Source organism: Streptomyces sp. NPDC017448 (assembly GCF_044330565.1).
In the GTDB taxonomy this organism is placed as follows: Bacteria; Actinomycetota; Actinomycetes; order Streptomycetales; family Streptomycetaceae; genus Streptomyces.
Genome location: NZ_JBIRLM010000026.1, coordinates 18,687 through 40,877, shown reverse-complemented (window position 1 = coordinate 40,877; position 22,191 = coordinate 18,687). Strand labels below are relative to the sequence as shown.

At 71.8% G+C, this 22,191-nt stretch carries 22 protein-coding genes; 11 read left to right on the top strand and 11 right to left on the bottom strand.

Annotated features, from left to right (window positions below; translation table 11 throughout):
- Window position 1: 1 nt before the first annotated feature.
- The 5 genes from ACH4K1_RS30090 to ACH4K1_RS30070 all read right to left on the bottom strand — a co-directional run bounded on the left by ACH4K1_RS30090 (window position 2) and on the right by ACH4K1_RS30070 (window position 5,650).
- The gene (locus ACH4K1_RS30090) at window positions 2–1,795 is read right to left on the bottom strand and encodes a glycoside hydrolase family 15 protein (RefSeq protein WP_398092708.1); all 1,794 of its coding nucleotides are present in this window, start codon (window positions 1,793–1,795) and stop codon (window positions 2–4) included.
- A gap of 58 nt (window positions 1,796–1,853) precedes the next feature.
- Complete coding sequence (locus tag ACH4K1_RS30085) at window positions 1,854–2,657, bottom strand: SURF1 family protein (protein WP_398092707.1); 804 nt, start codon at window positions 2,655–2,657, stop codon at window positions 1,854–1,856.
- 78 nt (window positions 2,658–2,735) lie between these two features.
- Window positions 2,736–2,969: a hypothetical protein gene (locus ACH4K1_RS30080; protein WP_078507646.1), complete on the bottom strand. Its 234-nt coding sequence runs from the start codon at window positions 2,967–2,969 to the stop codon at window positions 2,736–2,738.
- Window positions 2,970–3,032: 63 nt separating this feature from the next.
- Complete coding sequence (locus ACH4K1_RS30075) at window positions 3,033–4,046, bottom strand: DEDDh family exonuclease (protein ID WP_398092706.1); 1,014 nt, start codon at window positions 4,044–4,046, stop codon at window positions 3,033–3,035.
- 98 nt (window positions 4,047–4,144) lie between these two features.
- Window positions 4,145–5,650, bottom strand: a complete 1,506-nt coding sequence (locus ACH4K1_RS30070; protein WP_398092705.1) for a SulP family inorganic anion transporter — start codon at window positions 5,648–5,650, stop codon at window positions 4,145–4,147.
- Between the two features lie 405 nt (window positions 5,651–6,055).
- On the opposite strand from ACH4K1_RS30070, the gene ACH4K1_RS30065 reads away from it, so the two are divergent.
- From ACH4K1_RS30065 to ACH4K1_RS30055, 3 genes are all read left to right on the top strand, one after another.
- Window positions 6,056–6,472, top strand: coding sequence for a MerR family transcriptional regulator (locus ACH4K1_RS30065; RefSeq protein WP_398092704.1), 417 nt, complete (start codon window positions 6,056–6,058; stop codon window positions 6,470–6,472).
- A 230-nt stretch (window positions 6,473–6,702) separates the two neighbouring features.
- Complete coding sequence (locus ACH4K1_RS30060) at window positions 6,703–7,623, top strand: sterol desaturase family protein (RefSeq protein ID WP_398092703.1); 921 nt, start codon at window positions 6,703–6,705, stop codon at window positions 7,621–7,623.
- A complete protein-coding gene (locus ACH4K1_RS30055; RefSeq protein ID WP_398092702.1) occupies window positions 7,620–8,327 on the top strand; it encodes a lysoplasmalogenase in 708 nt (235 codons plus the stop codon). Before ACH4K1_RS30060 ends, ACH4K1_RS30055 begins: the two co-directional genes overlap by 4 nt.
- A gap of 72 nt (window positions 8,328–8,399) precedes the next feature.
- Here the strand turns inward: ACH4K1_RS30055 and ACH4K1_RS30050 are convergent, their stop codons facing one another.
- Window positions 8,400–9,938, bottom strand: coding sequence for a S8 family peptidase (locus ACH4K1_RS30050; RefSeq protein ID WP_398092701.1), 1,539 nt, complete (start codon window positions 9,936–9,938; stop codon window positions 8,400–8,402).
- A 353-nt stretch (window positions 9,939–10,291) separates the two neighbouring features.
- Between ACH4K1_RS30050 and ACH4K1_RS30045 the strand changes: the two genes are divergently transcribed.
- From ACH4K1_RS30045 to moaA, 3 genes are all read left to right on the top strand, one after another.
- Window positions 10,292–10,657 (top strand): DUF485 domain-containing protein, encoded by a 366-nt coding sequence (locus ACH4K1_RS30045; RefSeq protein WP_398092700.1) that lies wholly within the window; start codon window positions 10,292–10,294, stop codon window positions 10,655–10,657.
- The gene (locus ACH4K1_RS30040) at window positions 10,654–12,297 is read left to right on the top strand and encodes a cation acetate symporter (RefSeq protein ID WP_398092699.1); all 1,644 of its coding nucleotides are present in this window, start codon (window positions 10,654–10,656) and stop codon (window positions 12,295–12,297) included. Before ACH4K1_RS30045 ends, ACH4K1_RS30040 begins: the two co-directional genes overlap by 4 nt.
- Before the next feature lie 181 nt (window positions 12,298–12,478).
- Entirely contained in the window at window positions 12,479–13,468 is a 990-nt protein-coding gene (gene moaA, locus ACH4K1_RS30035; protein WP_398092698.1) for a GTP 3',8-cyclase MoaA, read from the top strand.
- Between the two features lie 27 nt (window positions 13,469–13,495).
- On the opposite strand, the gene ACH4K1_RS30030 is transcribed toward moaA, so the two are convergent.
- The gene (locus ACH4K1_RS30030; RefSeq protein ID WP_398092697.1) at window positions 13,496–13,759 is read right to left on the bottom strand and encodes a hypothetical protein; all 264 of its coding nucleotides are present in this window, start codon (window positions 13,757–13,759) and stop codon (window positions 13,496–13,498) included.
- Window positions 13,760–13,980: 221 nt separating this feature from the next.
- Window positions 13,981–14,358: a DUF3099 domain-containing protein gene (locus tag ACH4K1_RS30025; protein ID WP_398092696.1), complete on the bottom strand. Its 378-nt coding sequence runs from the start codon at window positions 14,356–14,358 to the stop codon at window positions 13,981–13,983.
- A gap of 201 nt (window positions 14,359–14,559) precedes the next feature.
- Here ACH4K1_RS30025 and ACH4K1_RS30020 point away from each other — a divergent pair, with 201 nt between their 5' ends.
- Together ACH4K1_RS30020 and ACH4K1_RS30015 are read left to right on the top strand one after the other, a co-directional pair.
- On the top strand, window positions 14,560–14,835 hold the full coding sequence (locus tag ACH4K1_RS30020; RefSeq protein ID WP_398092695.1) for a GlsB/YeaQ/YmgE family stress response membrane protein: 276 nt from the start codon (window positions 14,560–14,562) through the stop codon (window positions 14,833–14,835).
- Window positions 14,836–15,043: 208 nt separating this feature from the next.
- Entirely contained in the window at window positions 15,044–15,409 is a 366-nt protein-coding gene (locus ACH4K1_RS30015; RefSeq protein WP_398092694.1) for a hypothetical protein, read from the top strand.
- Between the two features lie 156 nt (window positions 15,410–15,565).
- On the opposite strand, the gene tyrS is transcribed toward ACH4K1_RS30015, so the two are convergent.
- From tyrS to ACH4K1_RS30000, 3 genes are all read right to left on the bottom strand, one after another.
- The gene (gene tyrS, locus ACH4K1_RS30010; protein WP_398092693.1) at window positions 15,566–16,837 is read right to left on the bottom strand and encodes a tyrosine--tRNA ligase; all 1,272 of its coding nucleotides are present in this window, start codon (window positions 16,835–16,837) and stop codon (window positions 15,566–15,568) included.
- Between the two features lie 68 nt (window positions 16,838–16,905).
- Entirely contained in the window at window positions 16,906–18,300 is a 1,395-nt protein-coding gene (locus ACH4K1_RS30005) for a metallopeptidase TldD-related protein (protein ID WP_398092692.1), read from the bottom strand.
- Window positions 18,297–19,820: a TldD/PmbA family protein gene (locus ACH4K1_RS30000; protein ID WP_398092691.1), complete on the bottom strand. Its 1,524-nt coding sequence runs from the start codon at window positions 19,818–19,820 to the stop codon at window positions 18,297–18,299. The genes ACH4K1_RS30005 and ACH4K1_RS30000 overlap by 4 nt, the downstream gene beginning before the upstream one ends.
- 216 nt (window positions 19,821–20,036) lie before the next feature.
- Between ACH4K1_RS30000 and fabG the strand changes: the two genes are divergently transcribed.
- From fabG to ACH4K1_RS29985, 3 genes are all read left to right on the top strand, one after another.
- Window positions 20,037–20,756, top strand: a complete 720-nt coding sequence (gene fabG / locus ACH4K1_RS29995; protein WP_228994265.1) for a 3-oxoacyl-[acyl-carrier-protein] reductase — start codon at window positions 20,037–20,039, stop codon at window positions 20,754–20,756.
- Between the two features lie 5 nt (window positions 20,757–20,761).
- Window positions 20,762–21,529: an enoyl-ACP reductase FabI gene (gene fabI / locus ACH4K1_RS29990; RefSeq protein ID WP_006123573.1), complete on the top strand. Its 768-nt coding sequence runs from the start codon at window positions 20,762–20,764 to the stop codon at window positions 21,527–21,529.
- Window positions 21,530–21,714: 185 nt separating this feature from the next.
- On the top strand, window positions 21,715–22,086 hold the full coding sequence (locus ACH4K1_RS29985) for a hypothetical protein (protein ID WP_398092690.1): 372 nt from the start codon (window positions 21,715–21,717) through the stop codon (window positions 22,084–22,086).
- Window positions 22,087–22,191 lie beyond the last annotated feature (105 nt).

Genomic DNA, 22,191 nt, shown 5'->3' with positions numbered 1-22,191 from the left:
CCTATCCTGCCGGGTCGTCCCCGGCGAGGTCGACCGCGGAGTTCACCAGTCCGATGTGGCTGAACGCCTGGGGGTAGTTGCCCAGCTGGCGGCCGGCCGCCACGTCGTACTCCTCGGCCAGCAGCCCCATGTCGCTGCGCAGCTCCAGCAGACGCTCGAACAGCTCCCGCGCCTCCCGGGTCCTGCCGGTCCGGTGCAACGCGTCGACCAGCCAGAACGAGCAGACGATGAACGCCCCCTCGTCGCCCGGCAGCCCGTCCACGGCGACGCCCTCGGTGGAGTAGCGGCGGACCAGCCCGTCGCTGCCCAGCTCGGCGCGGACCGCGTCGACCGTGCCGATCACCCGGGGGTCGTCCGGCGGCAGGAACCCGGTCCGCACGATGAGCAGCGTCGCGGCGTCCAGCTCCCGCGACCCGTAGGACTGGGTGAAGGTGTTCCGCTCGGGGTCGTACCCCTTCTCGCAGACCTCGGCGTGCACGGCGTCCCGCATCGCCCGCCAGCGCTCCGCGTCGCCGGGCAGCTCCGGGTTCTCCTCCAGGGTGCGCACGGCCCGGTCGGCGGCGACCCAGGCCATCACCTTGGAGTGCACGAAGTGCCGCCGGGGGCCGCGGATCTCCCACAGCCCCTCGTCCGGCTCGCGCCAACTCGATTCCAGGAAGCCCAGCAGGCTGAGCTGGAGGTTCCACGCGTGCGGCTTGTCGTCGAGACCGGCGACGCGGGCGAGCCGGAGCGCGTCGATGACCTCGCCGTAGACGTCGAGCTGGCGCTGGCGGACGGCCGCGTTGCCGGTGCGTACCGGCCGGGAGTGCTCGTACCCGGCCAGCCACGGCAGCTCCGTCTCCGGCAGCCGCCGCTCGCCCGCCAGGCCGTACATGATCTGGAGGTCGGCCGGATCCCCGGCGACGGCCCGCAGCAGCCAGTCCCGCCACGCCTCCGCCTCCTCCAGGTAACCGGCGGAGACCATCGCCCCGAGCGTCAGCGTGGCGTCCCGCAGCCAGCAGTAGCGGTAGTCCCAGTTCCGTACGCCGCCGATCTCCTCCGGAAGCGAGGTCGTCGGGGCCGCCACGATCCCGCCCGTCGGGGCGTACGTCAGCGCCTTCAGGGTGATCAGGGAGCGCAGCACGGCATCGCGGTAGGGGCCGTCGTAGGTGCACCGCCCGGCCCACTTCGCCCAGTCGTGCAACGTGTGCTTGAGCGCCTTGTGCGGGTCGATCAGCTTCGGGCGCGGCGAGTGCGAGGGGTGCCAGGTGAGCACGAACGCCACGCTCTCGCCCTCGGAGACGGTGAAGGAGGAACAGGTGCTGAACTGCTGGCCCCACGTCTTGACCGGCGGTTCGCTGCGCAGCCACACGGAGTCGGGACCGGCGACCGCCACCCGGTGGCCGTGCGACTTCCGCACCCAGGGCACCACCGAGCCGAAGTCGAAGCGCAGCCGCAGCACCGAACGCATGTCCACCGTGCCGCTGACGCCCTCGACGATCCGCATCAGATCCGGCGCCGCGTCGCGCTGCGGCATGAAGTCGACGACCTTCACCGTGCCGGTCCGCGTCTCCCAGTACGTCTCCAGGACCAGCGAGTCCTTCACATAGGAGCGCCGGGTGCAGACGTCCGACGCCGCCGCGCCCTGGGGGGCGATGCGCCAGTGGCCGTTCTCCTCGGTGCCGAGCAGGGCGGCGAAACAGGCGCCGGAGTCGAAGCGCGGCAGGCAGAGCCAGTCGACGGAACCGTTCCTGCCGACGAGCGCGGCGGTCTGGAGATCGCCGATCAGGGCGTAGTCCTCGATACGTGGGGTCACGCCAGGCGCTTTCCCGGACCGAGCCGATGTCAACCAACCGGATGATGTGCCGCTGACCTCACGCGCTCGCCGGTGCGGGCTCCTCGGCGGCTCCGGTCGTCGCGTTCTCGGCCGCGGCCTGCTCGCGGTCGCGCTTCTCGCGGCGTACGAGGATGAACCAGCCGACCGGGACGGCGGCGACGAACAGCCACCACTGCACGGCGTAGGCCATGTGCGGGCCGATCGAGCTGTCGTCGGGGCGGGCGATCTGCTCGGGCAGGTCGCCCGCGGGCTCGGGCTCGGTCTGCTCGATGTAACCGCCGAGGACCGTCCGGGACAGCAGCTGGGACTGCTGGTCGCTGTTGATCAGCATCACCTGCCGGTCCGGCAGCCCCGCCAGGTCCTTGATGCCGCTGCTGCCGGTCGTCTCGTCCGCCTTGAGGCGGCCGGTGACGGTCACTTCGCCCCGGGGGGCGGGCGGTACGTCGGGGTAGTCGGTCTGGTTCGGCGCGGCCGGAACCCAGCCCCGGTTGACCAGGACCGTGCCGCCGCCCTTGAGGTCCAGCGGGGTCAGGACGTGGACGCCGATGCGGTCGTCGTCCGAGGTCCGGCGACGGACGACGACCTCGTGCTCGGTGTCGAACGTGCCCGTCGCGGTGACCGTCCGCCAGTAGTCCGACCGGGGGACGGTGTGGCCGGGGGAGGTGAGTTCGGTGACCGGGACCGGCCGCGCGTCGAGGTTCCGCGAGATCAGCCCGTTCTGCTCGACCCGGTGCTCGTGCCGGTGGAACTGCCAGAAACCCAGCTCGATCATGGTCGGGATCAGCGCGAGGCCGAGCAGGGTGAGGATCACCCACTGCCGGGTCAACAGGAAGCGGTACACCCCATGACCGTACAACCGGGGCCATGGGGTGCGGCACTCAGGGGTACGGCCGGAGCCATCCGCCAATGGGATGGTGCGTCAGACTTTGTCCACGATGCCCGCCTTTCCCTCGGCGCGGGCGCAGTGGGCGCCGCAGTACCACTGCCCGTCGGCCTCGACGCCCTGCCCGATCACCTGGACCCGGCAGTGCTCGCAGATCGGCGCCATGCGGTGGATGGCGCAGGCGAAGCAGTCGAAGACGTGCACCGCGCCCTGCGCGTGGACTTCGAAGGACATGCCGTAGTCGTTTCCGCAAACCTCACAACGTGCCATGCGCCACAGGGTGGGACGCCCGGCGGCGGGGGGCGAGCGGCTGCCTGGCGAGTCGTGCCCGGTTCACTCCGATGACGGCGGGGGAGCCTGGGGCGGGGGCGCGGAGCCCTCGGCGGGGGCCACGTCGCGCAGGAGGTGGGTGAAGGCGCTCTCCTCCAGGATCGGCGTCCCGTACGCCTTCGCCTTCTGCGTCTTGGAGGTGGTCGCGTCCGGGTCGTTGGTCACCAGCAGGCTGGTCAGCCGGGAGACGCTGGTCGCCACGTGCAGGCCGGCCTCCACCGCCCGGTCCTCCAGCAGCTCCCGGTCGACGGAGGTGTCCCCGGAGAAGGCCACCCGCATCCCCTGCCGGAGGGGCTTCTCCTTCTCGTACCGTCCCGGGTTGGGGTACGGGCAGGCCGGCCGCTTGCGCGAGGGCCGCCAGCTGTTCGGCTGCCGCGAGGGCTGGTACCCCGTGCGCGGGGCGACCGGGGAGTCGGACCACTCGGTCAGCGGCCGGCACTCCAGCAGGGGCAGCCGCACCCCGCTCCGGGCCGCCGCGTGCAGACTCGGCCGGAACGCCTCGGCCAGCACCCGGGCGTCGTCCAGGGCGTGGTGGGCCTGCTGCTGGACGACTCCGAAGTGCGCCGCGAGGGAGGCCAGCTTGTGGTTGGGCAGCGGCAGCCGCAACTCCTTGGCCAGCGCGATCGTGCACAGCCGGTGCTCGACCGGGGCGACGACCGAGGCCCGCGCGTACTCCCGGGCGATCATCGACCAGTCGAACGCGGCGTTGTGCGCGACGAGCACCCGGTCCGCCAGCCGCTCCGACAGCGCGGCGGCCACCTCGGGGAAGAGCGGCGCGCCCTCCAGCACGTCGCTCGTCAGCCCGTGTATCCAGACGGGCCCGGGGTCGCGCTCCGGGTTGACCAGCGTGTACCAGTGGTCCTCGACCTCGCCCCGGGCGTCCAGCCGGTAGACGGCGGCGGACACGATCCGGTCGTCACGGGCGAGGCCGGTGGTCTCCACGTCGACGACCGCGTACCCCTGGGGGTAGGCGGTCGGCCACGGTGCGGCTGTCTGGCGGTCGTCGAGCATGGTCACAGAGAATACGGGCCGCGACTGACAGGACCCTATTCGGCAAAGGCGCGGCGGCGCCGCGGGAGACCCGGTCCGGACCGGGGCCCTCCGCGGTGCGGAGGTCAGTGGCTGCCGGCGAGTTCGCCGGTGAGCTTGGAGTGGAGGTCGGCGCTGGGGCCGTTCAGCCCGGTGATCTCCACGGTCTTGCCGCGCTGGGCGTACTTGGCCTCGACGGCGTCCAGGGCGGCGACGGAGGAGGCGTCCCAGATGTGGGCGGCGGCCAGGTCGATGACGACCTTCTCCGGGTCGCCCGCGTAGTCGAACCGGCCTACGAGGTCGTTGGAGGAGGCGAAGAACAGCTCTCCGGTGACCCGGTAGACGACCGTGCCGTCGTCGGTGCCGGGGACGGCGGTGACGTGGGCGAGGTGGGCGACGCGCTTGGCGAAGACGACCATGGCGGTGACCGTGCCGATGACGACGCCGATCGCGAGGTTGTGGGTGGCGACCACCGCGGTCACGGTGACGACCATCACGGTGACCTCCCCGGCGGGCATCCGCTTGAGGGTCTTGGGCGCGACGGAGTGCCAGTCGAACGTCGCGAAGGAGACCATGACCATGACGGCGACCAGAGCGGCCATCGGGATGTCGGAGACGACCGGGCCGAAGGCGATGCACAGCACCATCAGGAACGCGCCCGCCAGGAACGTGGAGAGTCGGGTGCGGGCGCCGGACACCTTCACGTTGATCATGGTCTGGCCGATCATGGCGCAACCGCCCATGCCGCCGAAGAAACCGGTGACGATGTTGGCGACGCCCTGGCCGACGGACTCACGGGTCTTGGAGGAGCGGGTGTCGGTGATCTCGTCGACGAGCTGGGCGGTCATCAGGGACTCCATCAGCCCGACCAGGGCCATCGCGAAGGCGTACGGCGCGATCGTCGTCAGGGTGTCCAGGGTGAACGGCACGTCCGGCAGGCCGGGGACCGGCAGGGAGGACGGCAGGGCGCCCTTGTCGCCCACGGTCGGCACGGCGATGCCGGCCGCGACCGTGATGAGGGTGAGGACGGCGATCGAGACGAGCGGGGCCGGGACCACCTTGGTGATCCTGGGGAAGAACACCATGAGCGCGAGGCCGCCGGCGATCAGCGGGTACACCGCCCAGGGCACGTCGTGCATCTCGGGCACCTGGGCCATGAAGATCAGGATCGCCAGAGCGTTGACGAAGCCGACCATCACCGAGCGCGGCACGAACCGCATCAGCTTCGCCACCCCCAGCGCGCCCAGGAGCACCTGGATGACCCCGGCGAGGATGACGGCCGCGATCAGGTAGCTCAGGCCGTACTCGCGGTTCAGCGGAGCGATCACGAGGGCGACGGCGCCGGTGGCGGCGGAGATCATCGCGCGTCGGCCGCCGACGATCGAGATGACCACCGCCATGGTGAACGAGGCGAACAGGCCCACCGCGGGATCGACGCCGGCGATGATGGAGAACGAGATCGCCTCGGGAATCAGCGCCAGCGCGACGACCAGGCCCGCCAGGACCTCGGTGCGCCAGATCTTCGGGTCGTTCAGCCAGTCCGGCTTGAGGCCGCGCAGGCGCGCGGCGGGTGTCACAGCGGCAGAGGACAAGAGGATGCGTACCTGTCGTGTTCGGGCACGTCCCTGCGTCGGGCCGGGGGCGTGCGGGGGAGGGCGCGCGAGGACCGGGCGGGCGCCCCGCGGACGGCCCGCGGAACGGGCCGGAAGTCGAAAGGGTGGGGGGAGGGGTGGGGCGGCGCGGGCCGCCCGGCGGCTCACCTCCGGGGGCGAAGGGTCACGGCGGGCAGGCGGCGGCGGTCGGCGTCATGGGCTCGCGCACGCTCTCTCCTGCGAGAATCGGATCTTCGCCGGGGGCGCCATCGGCCCCGGAACGGGAGTGGCGGAGCGGTCGGGCCGCCCTCACCGTCAACAACTCTACCCTAACGTTAGAGTAGGGATCGGCGAGGTCGCACCGGGAAGCGGCCCGCCACGAGGAGAAGGGCCAGGGACACGGGCGTGGACGGCAAGCACATGCAGATCGGCGAGGTCGCCACGCGGACGGAGCTGTCCCTGCGTACCATCCGGCACTACGAGGAGACCGGTCTGGTCGCCCCCTCCGCCCGCTCCCAGGGCGGGTTCCGCCTCTACACGGAGTCCGATGTGCAGCGGCTCATGGTCATCCGCCGTATGAAGCCCCTCGGCTTCACCCTGGAGCAGATGCGCGATCTGCTCGACGCCACCGACCGCCTCGACCGGGCCGGCCCGGTGGACGGCGTGGAGCGCGAGATGCTCCTGGAGCGGGTGCGGACCTACGAGCGGGACGCCAGACGCAAGATCGAGGAGCTGCGCACCCAGCTGGCCCGCGCCGAAGACTTCGCCGCGACCCTGCGCACCCGGCTCGACGCCGCACACCCCCTGGGCTCCTCGGCCTGACCTGCGACCCCGGGGCGGCGGCGCCCCGGCGGCCGGCGCCCGCGCGGCGGCCGGTCGCGGCGGGGCGGCTTCCGCATCCGGCCTGCTCGTTCCTCCCCGCCGGGGCCGTCCGGCAGGCGCCAGGAGGCGGGCTCTTGGCAGAAGGCGCCAAAGACTGCTGACTGCGGGTCTCGCATACTTGTGGGTAACAACCTCTAGCCCTCACCGACCCGCGGCCCTACGGTGCTCGCATGGAGCCGAACCTGCCCGATGTCGTGTTGTGGTCGATACCGGCCTTCGTGCTGCTCACCGTGGTCGAGATGGTCAGCTACCGCCTCCATCCCGACGAGGACGCGGCCGGGTACGACACGAAGGACGCCGCCACCAGCATCACCATGGGGCTCGGCAGCCTCGGCTTCGACCTGCTGTGGAAGATCCCCATCCTGGCGATCTACACGGGGGTCTACGAGCTGACGCCGCTGCGGGTGCCCGTGGTGTGGTGGACCGTCCTGCTGATGCTCCTCGCCCAGGACTTCTTCTACTACTGGTCCCACCGGGGCCACCACGTGATCCGGATCCTGTGGGCCTGCCACGTGGTCCACCACTCCAGCCGGAAGTTCAACCTCACCACCGCGCTGCGCCAGCCCTGGACCTCCGCGACCGTCTGGCCCTTCTACCTGCCGCTGATCGCCTGCGGCGTGCACCCGGCGGCGCTCGCGTTCTGCCAGTCGGCCAACCTCGTCTACCAGTTCTGGGTGCACACCGAGCGGGTCGGCAAGCTCCCCCGCCCCTTCGAGTACGTCCTCAACACCCCGTCCCACCACCGCGTCCACCACGCCTCGCAGGGCGGCTACCTGGACCGCAACTACGGCGGCATCCTGATCGTCTGGGACCGGATGTTCGGCTCCTTCGCGGCGGAGGCCGAACGGCCCGTCTACGGGCTCACCAAGAACATCGACACCTACAACCCGCTGCGCGTCGCCACCCACGAGTACGCCGCCATCGCCCGGGACGTCCGCGCCGCCGACACCTGGAGCGAGCGGGCCGGACGCGTCTTCCGGGGGCCGGGGTGGCAGCCGGCGGCGAAGGCGGGAGCCGTGCCCGCCACCGCCGGGGCGGGGGAGCCGTCGTCCGCGCCCCTGCGGGGCTCCGCGCCGGGACGCGCCCTGTGACCGCCACCGCCGCCCGCCCCGGCACCCCCGGGGCCGGCGGACGCGCCGAGCGCTTCGCCCGTCCCGTGCTCCTCGCCTTCCTCCTCGCCGCCGCCGCCGACCTGGCCGGGCTGATCGCCGGGGCCGAGCCCGTCCACCTGGTCGCCAAGCCGCTGCTGATGCCGCTGCTCGCCGGGTACGCGGCCCTGCGCGGCGGCCCCCGACTGCTCGTCGCGGCCCTGCTGTTCGGGTGGGGCGGCGACGTCCTCCTGCTCGTCGACGACGACCTGGCCTTCCTCGTCGGCATGGGCTCCTTCGCCGCCGGCCACGTCTGCTACCTGACGCTGTTCGGGCGGGGCGGAGGCCGCGGGCGGACCCCGGCGGCGGTCGCGGGGGCCGGGTACGCCGTCGTCCTCGCCGTCTTCCTCGCGCTGATCTGGCCGGACCTCCCCGCCGACCTGCGCGCCCCGCTCACCGGCTACAGCCTGCTGCTCACCGCGACGGCCTGGCGGGCGGGCGTGTTCGGGCCGTACGCGGCGGCGGGCGGGGCGCTCTTCCTGCTCTCCGACGCCCTCATCGCCACCGGCATCGCGAAGTGGCCGCAGGCGCCCGCCCCCGACTTCTGGGTGATGCTCACCTACATCGCCGCCCAGGCTCTGCTGGCCCTCGGGGTGCTCACCGCCGTGGGGCGGGCCGCGGGCCGGGCCGGCTCCGGCGCGCCCTGACCCCCCGCCCCGCCCGGGGAACGCCCGAGGGGCCCGGGGAGAGCGATCTCCCCGGGCCCCTCGTCCGTACCGCTACCAGCGCACCGCGTCCAGCGCGTCCACCATCCCGGCTCCGTAGAAGCCGTTGTAGCTCCTGCCGCCCTCGCAGACCGCGTCGATGACGCCGTCCCCGTTGATGTCGTACGGCTCACCGCACGCCTTCGCGTCCGCTTCGACGGTCAGCAGCGCCTTCACCGCGGCCGGAGGGGCGTAGGGGTGCTGGGACTTGATCAGCGCCACGACGCCGGCGACGTGCGGGGAGGCCATCGACGTACCGGCCTTGTAGCCGAACCTGCCGCCCGGCAGCGTGGAGAGGATCAGCCCGCTGACGGCCGGCGGCTCGGGGGTCTGGTAGACCGTGGAGTCGCCGCCCGGGGCCGCCACGTCGATGACGCCCCTGCCGTAGTTCGAGTACGAGGACTTGAGGCCCTTCGCGCCCGTGGCGGAGACCGTCACGACGCCCGGCAGCATGGTCGGGATGTCCGGGCAGACGCTCGGGTCGACCGTGCGCGTGACCGTCTCGGAGTCGTTCGGGCTGGTGGTGTCCTTGATGGCGTCGGTCGCCAGGTCATGGCGGGAGTTGCCCGCCGCCGCGACGTTGACCGTGCCCCTGCGCTCCGCGTACTTCACGGCACGGGTGAGGGCGTCGACCAGGGCGCCCTGGTCCGCGTCGTTCTTGCAGTTGAACAGCCACGGGTCGGTGTAGTAGCTGTTGTTGGTCACCTCGACGCCGTGCTCGGCGGCCCAGAGGAACCCGCAGACGACGGCCTCGGTGTAGAAGAACCCGTCCGGGTTGGACACCTTGATGCCCGACACCTTCACGCCCGGGGCGACGCCGGTGACGCCGACGCCGTTCTTCGCGGCGGCGATGGTCCCCGCCACGTGCGTGCCGTGGTCGCTCTCGCCCGCCGCCGGACGCCAGGAGCCGGGGGTGGTGTCCGGAGCGCCCGACACGCAGTTGGCCGAAGCGCGGCTGTCGAAGTTCGGGGCCAGGTCCGGGTGCGTGTCGTCGACGCCCGTGTCGATGACGGCGACCGTCACCTTCTTCGAGCCCAGCGACTTCTGGTGCGCCTTGTCCGCCTTGATCGCGGACAGCGACCACTGGAGTGGCTCCAGCGGGTCCTCGTCGGCCTTCGCGTCCGCTGCGGCGTCCGCGGCCTGCTCGGCGGTGAGCGGCTCCGCCATCGAGCCGACGTCCTTGGTGGCCTGCGGCACGATCGGGTTGGTGCGGGTCGCGCCCGCCGACTCCACGCCACGGACCCGCCGGATCGTTTCGGCGAAGGCGGGGTTCTGCGAGTGGACGACGATGACGCCGATCTGCTCGTAGGCGACGACGACCGTGCCGCCCGCCTCGGCGATCGCCTTCTCGACGTGCTCGGCCGTGCCGTGGCCGCCCCGGGTGTTGACCACGTAGGACAGCTTCGGCCCGTCGGTCCGCACGCTCGCGGAGGACCGCTCGCCCGTGGGCGCCGCCGTGGCCGTCGCCGTCGGCAGGAAGCCGAGCGAGGCCGTCAGCGCGAGTCCGACGGGCACCGCGAGTGCGCGGGTCCGTCTCGATGACAGATGAGCCATGGGTTCTCCACATCATCCGTGCCGAACGACCGGACACCTGGCGTGTTCGGTCGCGTACATGACGAGTGAAGCTACGCCGATCACCCCGGCGCATCAACGTTTCCGGGCAAGTGAGTTCGAAGAGTGAGGGGGGAGGGGGGAACGCGAACGGGTGACGCCCCGGCAGCCGGACGCACCGCGACACCCCCGAGAAGGCGAAAGAACCGGTTCCCGGAAGGCGGAAGGGGCGGTGAACCGCTTCGTCGCGCCCTCCGTGCCGTTGTCCAGGAGGCACATCACCGTCCCCGGCACCAGAGGCTTCCTTGACACCCACCGCCCCCCAGCCCACCGCACCCGCGTCACGAGGAGATTCCGTGGCTACCGATGCCCCGCCGCCCCCGGGCGCCTCGCCCGGCGGCCCCGTCCAGCCCACCACCGAGGCGTTCGTCGCGATGCAGGCGAGCCCGGACTTCGCCGACCTGCGCCGCTCCCACCGGTCCTTCGCCTTCCCCCTGACCATCGCCTTCGTGACCTGGTACCTGCTCTACGTCCTGCTCTGCAACTACGCGGGCGGATTCATGGCCACCAAGGTCGTCGGCAACATCAACATGGCGCTCGTCCTCGGTCTCGCCCAGTTCGCCACCACCTTCCTCATCGCCTGGCTCTACTCCCGGCACGCCGCCACCCAGCTCGACCCGAAGGCCGAGGCGATCAAGTCCCGTATGGAGGCCGACGTATGAGCACCGCCCCCGCCCTCCACCCCGCCGTCCAGCTCGCCGCCACCGAGGGCGCGAGCGAGCACCGGCCCCTGATCATCACGCTCTTCGCCGTCTTCGTCGTGGCGACCCTCTTCATCACCGTCTGGGCGGGCCGCCAGACCAAGAGCGCCTCCGACTTCTACGCGGGCGGGCGCCAGTTCACCGGATTCCAGAACGGACTCGCGGTCTCCGGCGACTACATGTCCGCCGCGTCCTTCCTCGGCATCGCCGGAGCCATCGCCCTCTTCGGCTACGACGGCTTCCTCTACTCCATCGGCTTCCTGGTGGCCTGGCTCGTCGCCCTGCTCCTGGTCGCAGAACCCCTGCGCAACTCCGGCCGCTACACCATGGGCGACGTCCTCGCCTACCGGATGCGCCAGCGACCCGTCCGCACCGCCGCCGGCACCTCCACGATCGTCGTCTCGATCTTCTACCTGCTGGCCCAGATGGCCGGGGCGGGCGTGCTCGTCTCGCTGCTGCTCGGCATCACCAGCGACGCCGGGAAGATCCTCATCGTCGCCCTGGTCGGCGTGCTCATGATCCTCTACGTCACCATCGGCGGCATGAAGGGCACCACCTGGGTGCAGATGGTCAAGGCCGTCCTGCTCATCGCGGGCACCCTGCTCATCACCTTCCTGATCCTGCTGAAGTTCGACTTCAACATCTCCGACCTGCTCGGCACCGCCGCCAGTAACAGCGGCAAGGGGGCGGCCTTCCTGGAGCCCGGTCTGAAGTACGGCGCCGACGGCGTCTCGAAGCTGGACTTCCTCTCCCTCGGCCTCGCCCTGGTCCTCGGTACCGCGGGGCTGCCGCACATCCTGATCCGCTTCTACACCGTGCCCACCGCCAAGGCCGCCCGTAAGTCCGTGAACTGGGCGATCGGCATCATCGGCGCCTTCTACCTGATGACGATCGTGCTCGGCTTCGGCGCAGCGGCGCTCCTCAAGCCCGGCGACATCATCGCCTCCAACAAGGCGGGCAACACCGCCGCGCCCCTGGCGGCCCTGGAGATCGGCGGCGGCTCCGGCTCCACCGGCGGCGCCATCCTCCTGGCGGTGATCTCCGCCGTCGCCTTCGCCACCATCCTGGCCGTCGTCGCCGGACTCACCCTCGCCTCCTCCTCGTCCTTCGCCCACGACATCTACGCCAACGTCATCCGCAAGGGACAGGCCACCGAGAAGGAGGAGGTCCGCGCGGCGCGCTGGGCCACCGTCGCCATCGGCGTCGTCTCCATCGCCCTCGGCGCGCTCGCCCGCGACCTGAACGTCGCCGGCCTCGTCGCCCTCGCCTTCGCCGTCGCGGCCTCCGCCAACCTGCCGACGATCCTCTACAGCCTCTTCTGGAAGCGGTTCACCACCACCGGGGCCCTCTGGTCCATCTACGGGGGCCTCGCCTCCTCCGTCCTGCTGGTGCTGTTCTCGCCGGTCGTCTCCTCCAAGCCCAGCTCGATGTTCCCCGACGTCGACTTCGCCTGGTTTCCGCTGGAGAACCCCGGCCTGATCTCGATCCCGCTCGGCTTCCTGCTCGGCTGGGTCGGTTCGCTGGTCGCCAAGGAGAAGCCCGACACCGACAAGTACGCCGAGCTGGAGGTGAAGTCCCTCACCGGCATCGGCGCCCACTGACCGCACCGGGGCGGGCCCCCTCCGGGCCCCTCGCCCGCCACCCGCCGCCGGGCCGCGTCGTAGGACCCTACGACGCGGCCCGGCCGCGCCTCGTGGCAAACGGGCCCCGCCGATGTCACCTGTCTCACGTAGGCTCGGAGGTATCGGAAGAGCGCCGGCACCACCGGGGGAGGGATCCACCGTGCTCATCGACACCTACGACCGGGTCGCCACCGACCTGCGCGTCTCACTCACCGACAAGTGCAACCTGCGCTGCACCTACTGCATGCCGGAAGAGGGCCTCCAGTGGCTCGGCAAGAGCGAGTTGCTCTCCGACGACGAGATCGTGCGCCTGATCCGTATCGCCGTCACCTCGCTCGGCATCACCGAGGTCCGCTTCACCGGCGGTGAACCCCTGCTGCGCCCCGGTCTCGTCTCCATCGTCGAGCAGTGCGCCGCGCTCGCCCCGCGCCCCCGCATGTCGCTCACCACCAACGGCATCGGCCTCAAGCGGACCGCCGCCGCCCTCAAGGCGGCCGGACTCGACCGGGTCAACGTCTCGCTGGACACCCTGCGCCCCGACGTCTTCAAGACCCTCACCCGCAGAGACCGCCACAAGGACGTGCTGGAGGGGCTGGAGGCCGCCCGCGAGGCCGGGCTCACCCCGGTGAAGGTCAACTCCGTCCTGATGCCGGGACTCAACGACGACGAGGCCCCCGCCATGCTGGCCTGGGCCGTCGCCCACGATTACGAGCTCCGCTTCATCGAGCAGATGCCGCTCGACGCCCAGCACGGCTGGAAACGCGACGGCATGATCACCGCCGGGGACATCCTCGCCTCGCTCCGCACCCGGTTCACCCTCACCCCCGAGGGCGACGATTCCCGCGGCTCCGCCCCGGCGGAACGCTGGACCGTCGACGGCGGCCCCCACCGCGTCGGGGTGATCGCCTCCGTCACCCGCCCGTTCTGCCGCGCCTGCGACCGCACCCGGCTCACCGCCGACGGCCAGGTCCGCACCTGCCTCTTCGCCCGCGAGGAGACCGACCTGCGCGGAGCGCTGCGCGGGGAGGCGCCGGACGAGGAGATCGCCCGGCTCTGGAAGACGGCCATGTGGGGCAAGAAGGCGGGGTCCGGACTGGACGACCCGAGCTTCCTGCAACCCGACCGCCCCATGTCCGCGATCGGCGGCTGAGCCGCCTCCGGGGCCGACGGCCGGGACTCAGACCGCCCGGCCGTCCCCGGGCCCGCCCCCGGACTCCCAGTCCTCCAGCGCCACGACGTCCTTCAGGAAACCGCGGACGTCGAGGAACGACGACAGGTGCTCCCGGTGCTCCTCGCAGGCCAGCCAGGTCTTGCGCCGCTCCGGCGTGTGCAGCTTGGGGTTGTTCCAGGCGAGCACCCAGACGGCGGCGGCCCGGCAGCCCTTGGCGGAGCAGATCGGGGCGCCGGTGGGGCTCTCGGCGGAGGTCTCGGAAAAGATCACGCGCCTCAGCCTAGGGCAGGCGCTCACCGCGCGTTTCCGAGCCGTCCCCGCCGGAGAAAAGGCGACGCCGGGCAGCCACGGGGGGAGCTGCCCGGCGTCGGTCTGTCGCTCCGACGGGGGATGCGGAGCGGATTTGAAGTATGTCACGGGGACCGGCGTGCGGTGCACCGGAACGTCATGATTGATCTGAGCTTTTCCCGGCCTTCACGGGGCGTACGAGGTCAGCCGTCCCCGTGCGGCGGCGGAACCCGGCCCGAGGTCCCCCCGGCGTCCCCGGCCTCCGCCGCGCCGGGCGCCGGCCCGGCCCCCAGCGCGGGCCGCACCGGCATCGCCACGAACGTCGTCGGCAGCGACGTCACGTTCTCGCGCCCCGCGTTGGCGATGACCACCGCGATGTAGGGCAGCAGCACCCCCAGCACGAGCGCCACGATCGCCACATGCCGCTCCACGTTCCACAGCACCGCGGCCAGGACCACCGACACCGTGCGTACCGACATCGAGATCACATAGCGCCGCTGCCGGCCCCGGACGTCCTCCGTCAGCCCCTGACGGGCGCCCGTGATCCGGATGACCTCCGGCCCCGCGTTCTTCCGCAGCATGCTCCACCACCCGATCTCCTCGCCCGGCTTCCCGGGCTCGCGCTGCCTCCACGGTACGCCCGGTTCCCGCCGGACAGGAGACGGGGGCGCGGCCCCACCGGCGGGTTCCGTGTCCCCCGAACGGCCCAACCGGGCATGCGCCGCCCGAACGGCGGGCCAAGACTGGACGGACGCGCACTCCGCGCCGTACGAGGAGGCGAAATGGGCTGGTTGTGGGCAATCATCGTGGGCCTGGTGCTCGGCGTCATCGCCAGAGCGATCCTGCCCGGCAAACAGGACATCCCGCTCTGGCTGACGGTCGTGTTCGGTGTCCTCGGCAGCATCCTCGGCAACGCCGTCGCCAGCTGGATCGGCGTCGAGGACACCAAGGGCATCGACTGGATCCGCCACCTGCTGCAACTGGCGGGCGCCGTGGCGGTCGTCGCCGTGGGCGACATGGCCTGGCAGGCGATCCGGGGCAACCGGCAGAGAACCTGACCCACCGAAGGCACCTCATGGCGCTGCGGCCGGACACACGAGCAAGGCGTGTCCGGCCGCAGCGCCATGAGGTGCCGGAGTCCCGCCCGGTGGCGCTGCTCCAACGCCTGGTGAAGCGGCGCACCGGGCTCGCGGTGTGCCGTTCGCGGTTCCAGACTGGGAGAGGAAGTTCTCGCTGGGTCCTTCACCGGGTGAGCAAGGAGGAGCCATGACAGCGACGACGCAGAAGGACACCCCTGTCGCCATCGAAGGCGACGGTGTGGAGCTGCGTGTTCAGGACATCGGCGGAGACCTGTCGGTCGCCTTCGTGAAGTTTCCGGAGGGCACCGACATGGGGCCGGCGCTCAAGGGGCTGGCCGACGACCTCTGCCCGTGCCCGCACTGGGGCTATCTCTTCAAGGGGCGGCTGAAGATGCGGACGCCCCACGGCGACGATCTCTATGAAGCCGGAGACGCGTTCTATTGGCCGCCCGGACACGTCCCGGTGGCGTTGGAGGACTGCGAGTACGTGGACTTCTCGCCGGCCGAGGCCTTCGACGAGGTCGTCGAGCACATCAAGGCGCAGAAGGGATGACGGCCGTCCCACCGAGGGCCCCGGGAGCGGCCGACGACGCGCACGCCCGAGACCGGCCCGCACGACGGCGCGGCCGACCCTGAAGCCGAAGCGCCGCGGCCGGCCACGCATCCCAGGCGTGGCCGGCCGCGGCGTACGTACGCGGTGCGCGAGAGGTCAGCCCGCCGGGCGGACCTCCACGGCGGCCAGGTTCTTCTTGCCCCGGCGCAGTACCAGCCAGCGTCCGTGCAGCAGCTCCCCGGCGTCCGGCGGGACCTCGCCGTCGACGACCTTCACGTTGTTCACGTAGGCGCCGCCCTCCTTGACCGTGCGCCGGGCCCCCGACTTGCTGGGCGCCAGACCGACCTCCACCAGGAGGTCCACCAGCGGGCCCAGCTCGGCGACGGCGGCGTGCGGCACCTCCGACAGCGCGGCGTTCAGCGTCGCCTCGTCCAGTTCGGCCAGGTCGCCCTGGCCGAACAGCGCCTTCGACGCCGCGATCACGGCCGCGCACTGCGCGCCGCCGTGCACCAGCGTGGTCAGCTCCTCGGCCAGCGCGCGCTGCGCGGAACGCGCCTGCGGCCGCTCCTCGGTCAGCCTCTCCAGCTCCCCCAGCTCCGCACGGCTCTTGAAGCTGAGGATGCGCAGGTACCGCGAGACGTCCCGGTCGTCCACGTTCAGCCAGAACTGGTAGAACGCGTACGGCGTCGTCATCTCCGGGTCGAGCCAGACGGCGCCGCTCTCCGACTTGCCGAACTTCGTCCCGTCCGCCTTCGTCATCAGCGGCGTCGCCAGCGCGTGCACGGCCGCCCCCGGCTCCAGGCGGTGGATCAGGTCGATGCCCGCGGTGAGGTTGCCCCACTGGTCGCTGCCGCCCTGCTGGAGGGTGCAGCCGTGCCGGCGGTACAGCTCCAGGAAGTCCATGCCCTGGAGCAGCTGGTAGCTGAACTCGGTGTAGCTGATGCCCTCCTGCGACTCCAGCCGCCGGGCGACCGAGTCCTTGGTGAGCATCTTGTTGACCCGGAAGTGCTTGCCGATGTCCCGCAGGAACTCGATCGCGGACAGGCCCGCGGTCCACTCCAGGTTGTTGACCATCGTCGCCGCGTTCGGACCCTCGAAGTCGAGGAAGGGCTCGATCTGCCCCCGCAGCCGCTGCACCCAGGCGGCGATGGTCTCCGGGTCGTTCAGCGTGCGCTCGGCGGTGGGCCGCGGGTCGCCGATCTGCCCCGTGGCCCCGCCGACCAGCGCGAGCGGCTTCAGCCCGGCCTGCTGGAGCCGCCGCATGGTGAGCACCTGCACCAGGTGCCCCACGTGCAGACTGGCCGCGGTCGGGTCGAAGCCGCAATAGAAGGTGACGGGACCGTCCGCGAGAGCCTTGCGCAATGCGTCCTCGTCAGTGGACTGGGCGAACAGCCCGCGCCACTTCAGCTCGTCGACGATGTCCGTCACGGTTCCGTGTCTCCTCGTTTACGTCATGGAATTTCAACCACTGAAATCCACCATGCAGTCTAGGCGGGTCACACCCCCGGGCTGACCGAGCTCATGTTGAAGTCCGGGATGCGCAGGGCCGGCATCGCCGCCCGGGTGAACCAGTCGCCCCACTCGCGCGGCAGCGTCTTCTCCGTACGCCCGGCCTCCGAGGCCCGCGACAGCAGGTCCACCGGCGACTCGTTGAACCGGAAGTTGTTCACCTCGCCGACGACCTCGCCGTCCTCGACCAGGTAGACGCCGTCCCGGGTCAGCCCGGTCAGCAGCAGCGTCGCCGGGTCCACCTCGCGGATGTACCAGAGGCAGGTCAGCAGCAGCGCCCGCCCCGTTGTTGCGGCGACCATCTCCTCCAGCGACCGCTCGCCGCCGCCCTCCAGCAGCAGGTTGTCGACGGCCGGGGCGACCGGGAGCCCGGTCAGGGCCGCCGAGTGCCGGGTGGTCGTCAGCCGCTCCAGCTTCCCCTCCCGGACCCAGTCCGTGGAGGCCAGCGGCAGCCCGTTGTCGAAGACGGAGCCGCTGTCGCCGGAGGAGTGGGCGATCACGAACGGCGCCGACTCCAGACCCGGCGCGTGCGGGTCGCTGCGGAGGGTGAGCGGCAGCGGCGAGAGCCTCTCGCCCAGCCGGGTGCCGCCGCCCGGCGTGGAGAACACCGTCCGGCCCTCCACCGCGTCCCGCGCGGTCGACGACCAGAACTGGTAGATCAGCAGGTCGGCCACGGCGGTCGGCGGCAGCAGCGTCTCGTACCGGCCCGCGGGCAGCTCGATACGCCGCTCCGCCCAGCGCAGCCGCCGCGCCAGCTCGGCGTCCATCGCCGCCGGGTCGACGTCCGTGAAGTCCCGGGTGGCCCGGCCCGCCCACGCGGAGCGCGTACGGTCCGGCGACTTCGCGTTCAGCTCCAGCGTCCCGTTCGGCTGGTCGTGGCGCAGCCGCAGCCCCGTCGACGTCCCCAGGTAGGTGGAGGTCATCTCGTGGTGGGCGAAGCCGTACAGCTCGCGGCCCCCGGACCGGGCGCGGGCGAAGGCGTCGCCGAGCGCCGGGGCGAACTCCGTGAAGACCTCCGAACCGGTCTCGGCGGGCGCGTCCGTGAAGTCGGGGGAGGAGGGCGCCCCGCTCACCAGCGGCTGCGCGTCCTCCGCCGGCCCCGCGCCCCGGGCGGCGGCCTCGGCGGCCCGTACCAGGGGCTCCAGGTCACCGGTGGTCACGGCGGACCGGGAGACGACGCCCGAGGCCGTCCCCCGCGCCCCGTCCACCGTCGCGATGACGGTGAGGGTCCGGCCCCGGGTCACCCCGTTCGTGGTGAGCGCGTTGCCCGCCCAGCGCAGATTGGCCGAGGACTGCTCGTCGGCGATGACCACCAGGCCGTCCGTGGTGGACAGCTCCAGCGCCCGCTCGACGATCTCGTACGGCTTGCTGACGCGGCTCATCGTCCGGCCTCCTGCGTCGTGTTGAGGATGTTGACGCCCCGGAAGAGGGCGGAGGGGCAGCCGTGCGAGACCGCCGCGACCTGGCCCGGCTGGGCCTTGCCGCAGTTGAACGCGCCGCCCAGGACGTACGTCTGCGGTCCGCCGACCTTCTCCATCGAGCCCCAGAAGTCCGTGGTCGTCGCCTGGTACGCCACATCGCGCAGCTGACCGGCGAGCCTGCCGTTCTCGATGCGGAAGAACCGCTGCCCGGTGAACTGGAAGTTGTAGCGCTGCATGTCGATGGACCACGACCGGTCGCCGACCACGTAGATGCCGCGCTCGACCCCGCCGATCAGGTCCTCCGTGGACAGCCCGCCCGGTTCCGGCCGCAACGACACGTTCGCCATGCGCTGTACGGGGACGTGGCCCGGCGAGTCCGCGAACGCGCAGCCGTTGGAGCGGCCGAGCCCCGTCAGCTTCGCGATCCGGCGGTCCAGCTGGTAGCCGACCAGCGTGCCGTCCTTCACCAGGTCCCACGACTGCGCCTCCACGCCCTCGTCGTCGTACCCGATCGTCGCGAGCCCGTGCTCGGCCGTGCGGTCGCCGGTCACGTTCATCACGGGGGAGCCGTACGCCAGCTTGCCCAGCTGGTCGAAGGTGGCGAACGAGGTGCCGGCGTACGCCGCCTCGTACCCCAGCGCCCGGTCCAGCTCGGTGGCGTGGCCGACCGACTCGTGGATGGTCAGCCACAGGTTCGACGGATCGACGACCAGGTCGTACGTCCCCGCCTCCACGCCCGGCGCGCGCATCTTCTCCGCCAGCAGCCCCGGGATCTCCTCCAACTCGGCGTCCCAGTCCCAGCCGGTCCCGGTGAGGTACTCCCAGCCCCGGCCCACCGGCGGGGCGATCGTCCGCATCGAGTCGAACTCCCCGGTCGTGCCGTCCACCGCCACGGCGGTGAACTGCGGGTGGATCCGCACCCGCTGCTGCGTGGTGACGGTGCCCGCCGTGTCCGCGTAGAACTTGTTCTCGTGCACGGCCATCAGGGACGCGTCCACATGCGCGACGCCCTCCGCGCCCAGCAGCCGCCCGCTCCACTCGGCGAGCAGCGCCGCCTTCTCCTCGTCCGGTACGGAGAAGGGGTCGACGTCGTACGCCGAGACCCAGGTCCGCTCACCGTGCGACGGCTCGTCCGCCAGCTCCACCAGCTCCTCGGAGCCGGCCGCCGCGATCACCTTCGCCGACAGCTTCGCCATCGCGACGGCCTGCGAGGCCACCTTGGCGGCCGCGTCCATCGTCAGGTCCACGCCCGAGGCGAACCCCCACGCCCCGCCGTGCACCACGCGCACCGCGTAGCCGAGGTCCGTGCTGTCGGACGCCCCGGCCGGCCGCGCGTCCCGCAGCCGCCAGGCGGCGCTGCGCACCCGCTCCAGCCGGAAATCGGCGTGCGTCGCGCCGAGCGCCCGCGCCCGGGCGAGCGCCGCGTCGGCCAGCGCGCGCGACGGCAGTGCCAGGAATGACTGATCTACCTCGTGGGGCACGGGGAGTTCCCTTCTCGATCCATCACGGCAGTGAACCACGCCCCGGGGTGGCCGCACCGGGGGATATCGCGGACACGTGGAGCGACCACGCATCGCCACGGACTGTAGGAACCCGACAGCACCCCGGACAAGCCACTGTCAGGGCCCGATTCCACGATCCACGCACGGTACCGATAGGTTTTCGGCGTACCAGACAGCCAAGGAAAGGGTGATCCGATGAGCCGCTCGGTTCTCGTCACCGGAGGAAACCGGGGCATCGGCCTCGCCATCGCCCGCGCCTTCGCCGACAACGGCGACCGGGTCGCGATCACCCACCGCTCCGGAGAGCCCCCCCAGCTCCTCACCGACGCCGGTGTCCTCGCGGTCCGCTGCGACATCACCGACGCCGAACAGGTGGAGCAGGCCTACAAGGAGATCGAGGAGAAGCACGGTCCCGTCGAGGTGCTGGTCGCCAACGCCGGCATCACCAAGGACCAGTTGCTGATGCGGATGTCGGAGGACGACTTCACCTCCGTCGTCGACACCAACCTCACCGGCGCCTTCCGGGTCGTCAAGCGCGCCAACCGCGGCATGCTGCGCGCCAAGAAGGGCCGCGTCGTCCTGATCTCCTCCGTCGTCGGCCTCCTCGGCTCGGCCGGCCAGGCCAACTACGCGGCCTCCAAGGCCGGGCTGGTCGGCTTCGCCCGGTCGCTGGCCCGTGAACTCGGTTCGCGGAACATCACCTTCAACGTCGTCGCGCCCGGTTTCGTCGACACCGACATGACCCAGGCGCTCACCGAGGAGCAGCGCAAGGGCATCGTGGCCCAGGTGCCGCTCGGCCGTTACGCCCGGCCCGAGGAGATCGCCGCCGCGGTGCGCTTCCTCGCCTCCGACGACGCGTCGTACATCACTGGAGCCGTCATTCCCGTTGACGGCGGATTGGGCATGGGTCACTGATCACCATGAGCGGAATTCTCGACGGCAAGCGCATCCTGATCACCGGGGTGCTGATGGAGTCGTCCATCGCGTTCCACGCCGCGAAGGTGGCCCAGGAGCAGGGCGCCGAGGTCATCCTCACGGCCTTCCCCCGCCCCACGCTCACCGAGCGCATCGCCAAGAAGCTGCCGAAGCCGGCCAAGGTCATCGAGCTGGACGTGACCAACCAGGAGCACCTGGACCGGCTCGCGGGCCTGGTGCGCGAGGAGCTCGGCTCGCTGGACGGCGTCGTCCACTCCATCGGCTTCGCACCGCAGGACGCGCTCGGCGGCAACTTCCTCAACACGCCGTTCGAGTCCGTCGCCACCGCGATGCACGTCTCGGCGTTCTCCCTGAAGTCGCTCGCCATGGCCTGCAAGCCGCTGATGAGCGAGGGCGGCTCGATCGTCGGCCTCACCTTCGACGCCCAGTACGCCTGGCCGCAGTACGACTGGATGGGCCCGGCCAAGGCCGCGCTGGAGGCCACCTCCCGCTACCTCGCCCGCGACCTGGGCAAGGACGGGCTGCGCTGCAACCTGATCTCCGCCGGACCGCTCCGCTCCATGGCCGCCAAGTCCATCCCGGGCTTCGAGGAGCTGGCCGACGTCTGGAACACCCGCGCCCCGCTGGCCTGGGACATGAACGACCCGGAGCCGGCCGGCCGCAGCATCGTCGCCCTGCTCTCCGACTTCTTCCCGCGCACCACGGGCGAGATCATCCACGTCGACAGCGGCGTGCACATGATGGGCGCCTGACCGCGACCGCCCCAGGCTGACGGCCCCCGGCCGCGTCACCGCTCCCGGCTCCCGGGGGCGGTACGCGGCCGGGGGCCGTTGACGCTCCGTGAGCCCCCGCCGACGCTCCGGTCGAAAAGTCCGCCGATCCACCGCAGAATGGGGAGGAACCGGACTTCTGGTCAGGCTGCGGGAGGGAGAACGCTGTGCGCCCCACGCGCCGACGGACCCGTCTCCTCCTGCTCGCCCCGCTGGCCGCCGCCGCCCTCGCCCTGCCGCTGGGGGTCCACGCCGCCCGCGGTGCCGACTCCGGTGCGGGAGCGGAGCCGCCGAAGCCCGAACCGGCCGGCTCGGAGTGCCGTACCTCCATCGAGGGCTCCCGGGTCGTCGCGTACTGCCACAACCCCTACCCCTCCGTCGACCTGGTCCGGCTGCACACCGAATGCGACCGGTGGTGGGACGTGGACGCGGACGGCGAGGCGATCGCGGTGGAGCCCGGCCGGACCGTACGGCTGGAGGACCGCTGCTGGAAGGAGATCGCCGCGGCCTGGGTCAGCCACCGCCCCGCCCCGCCGTGAAGGGCCCGGGGGAGGGGCGGCCCGGCCGGCGGACGGCGGGGGAGGCGCCCGAGGGGGGCCCTGCCCCGGTGCGGGGCTGGTCGGCCGGGGCCGCCGCGCCCGGGG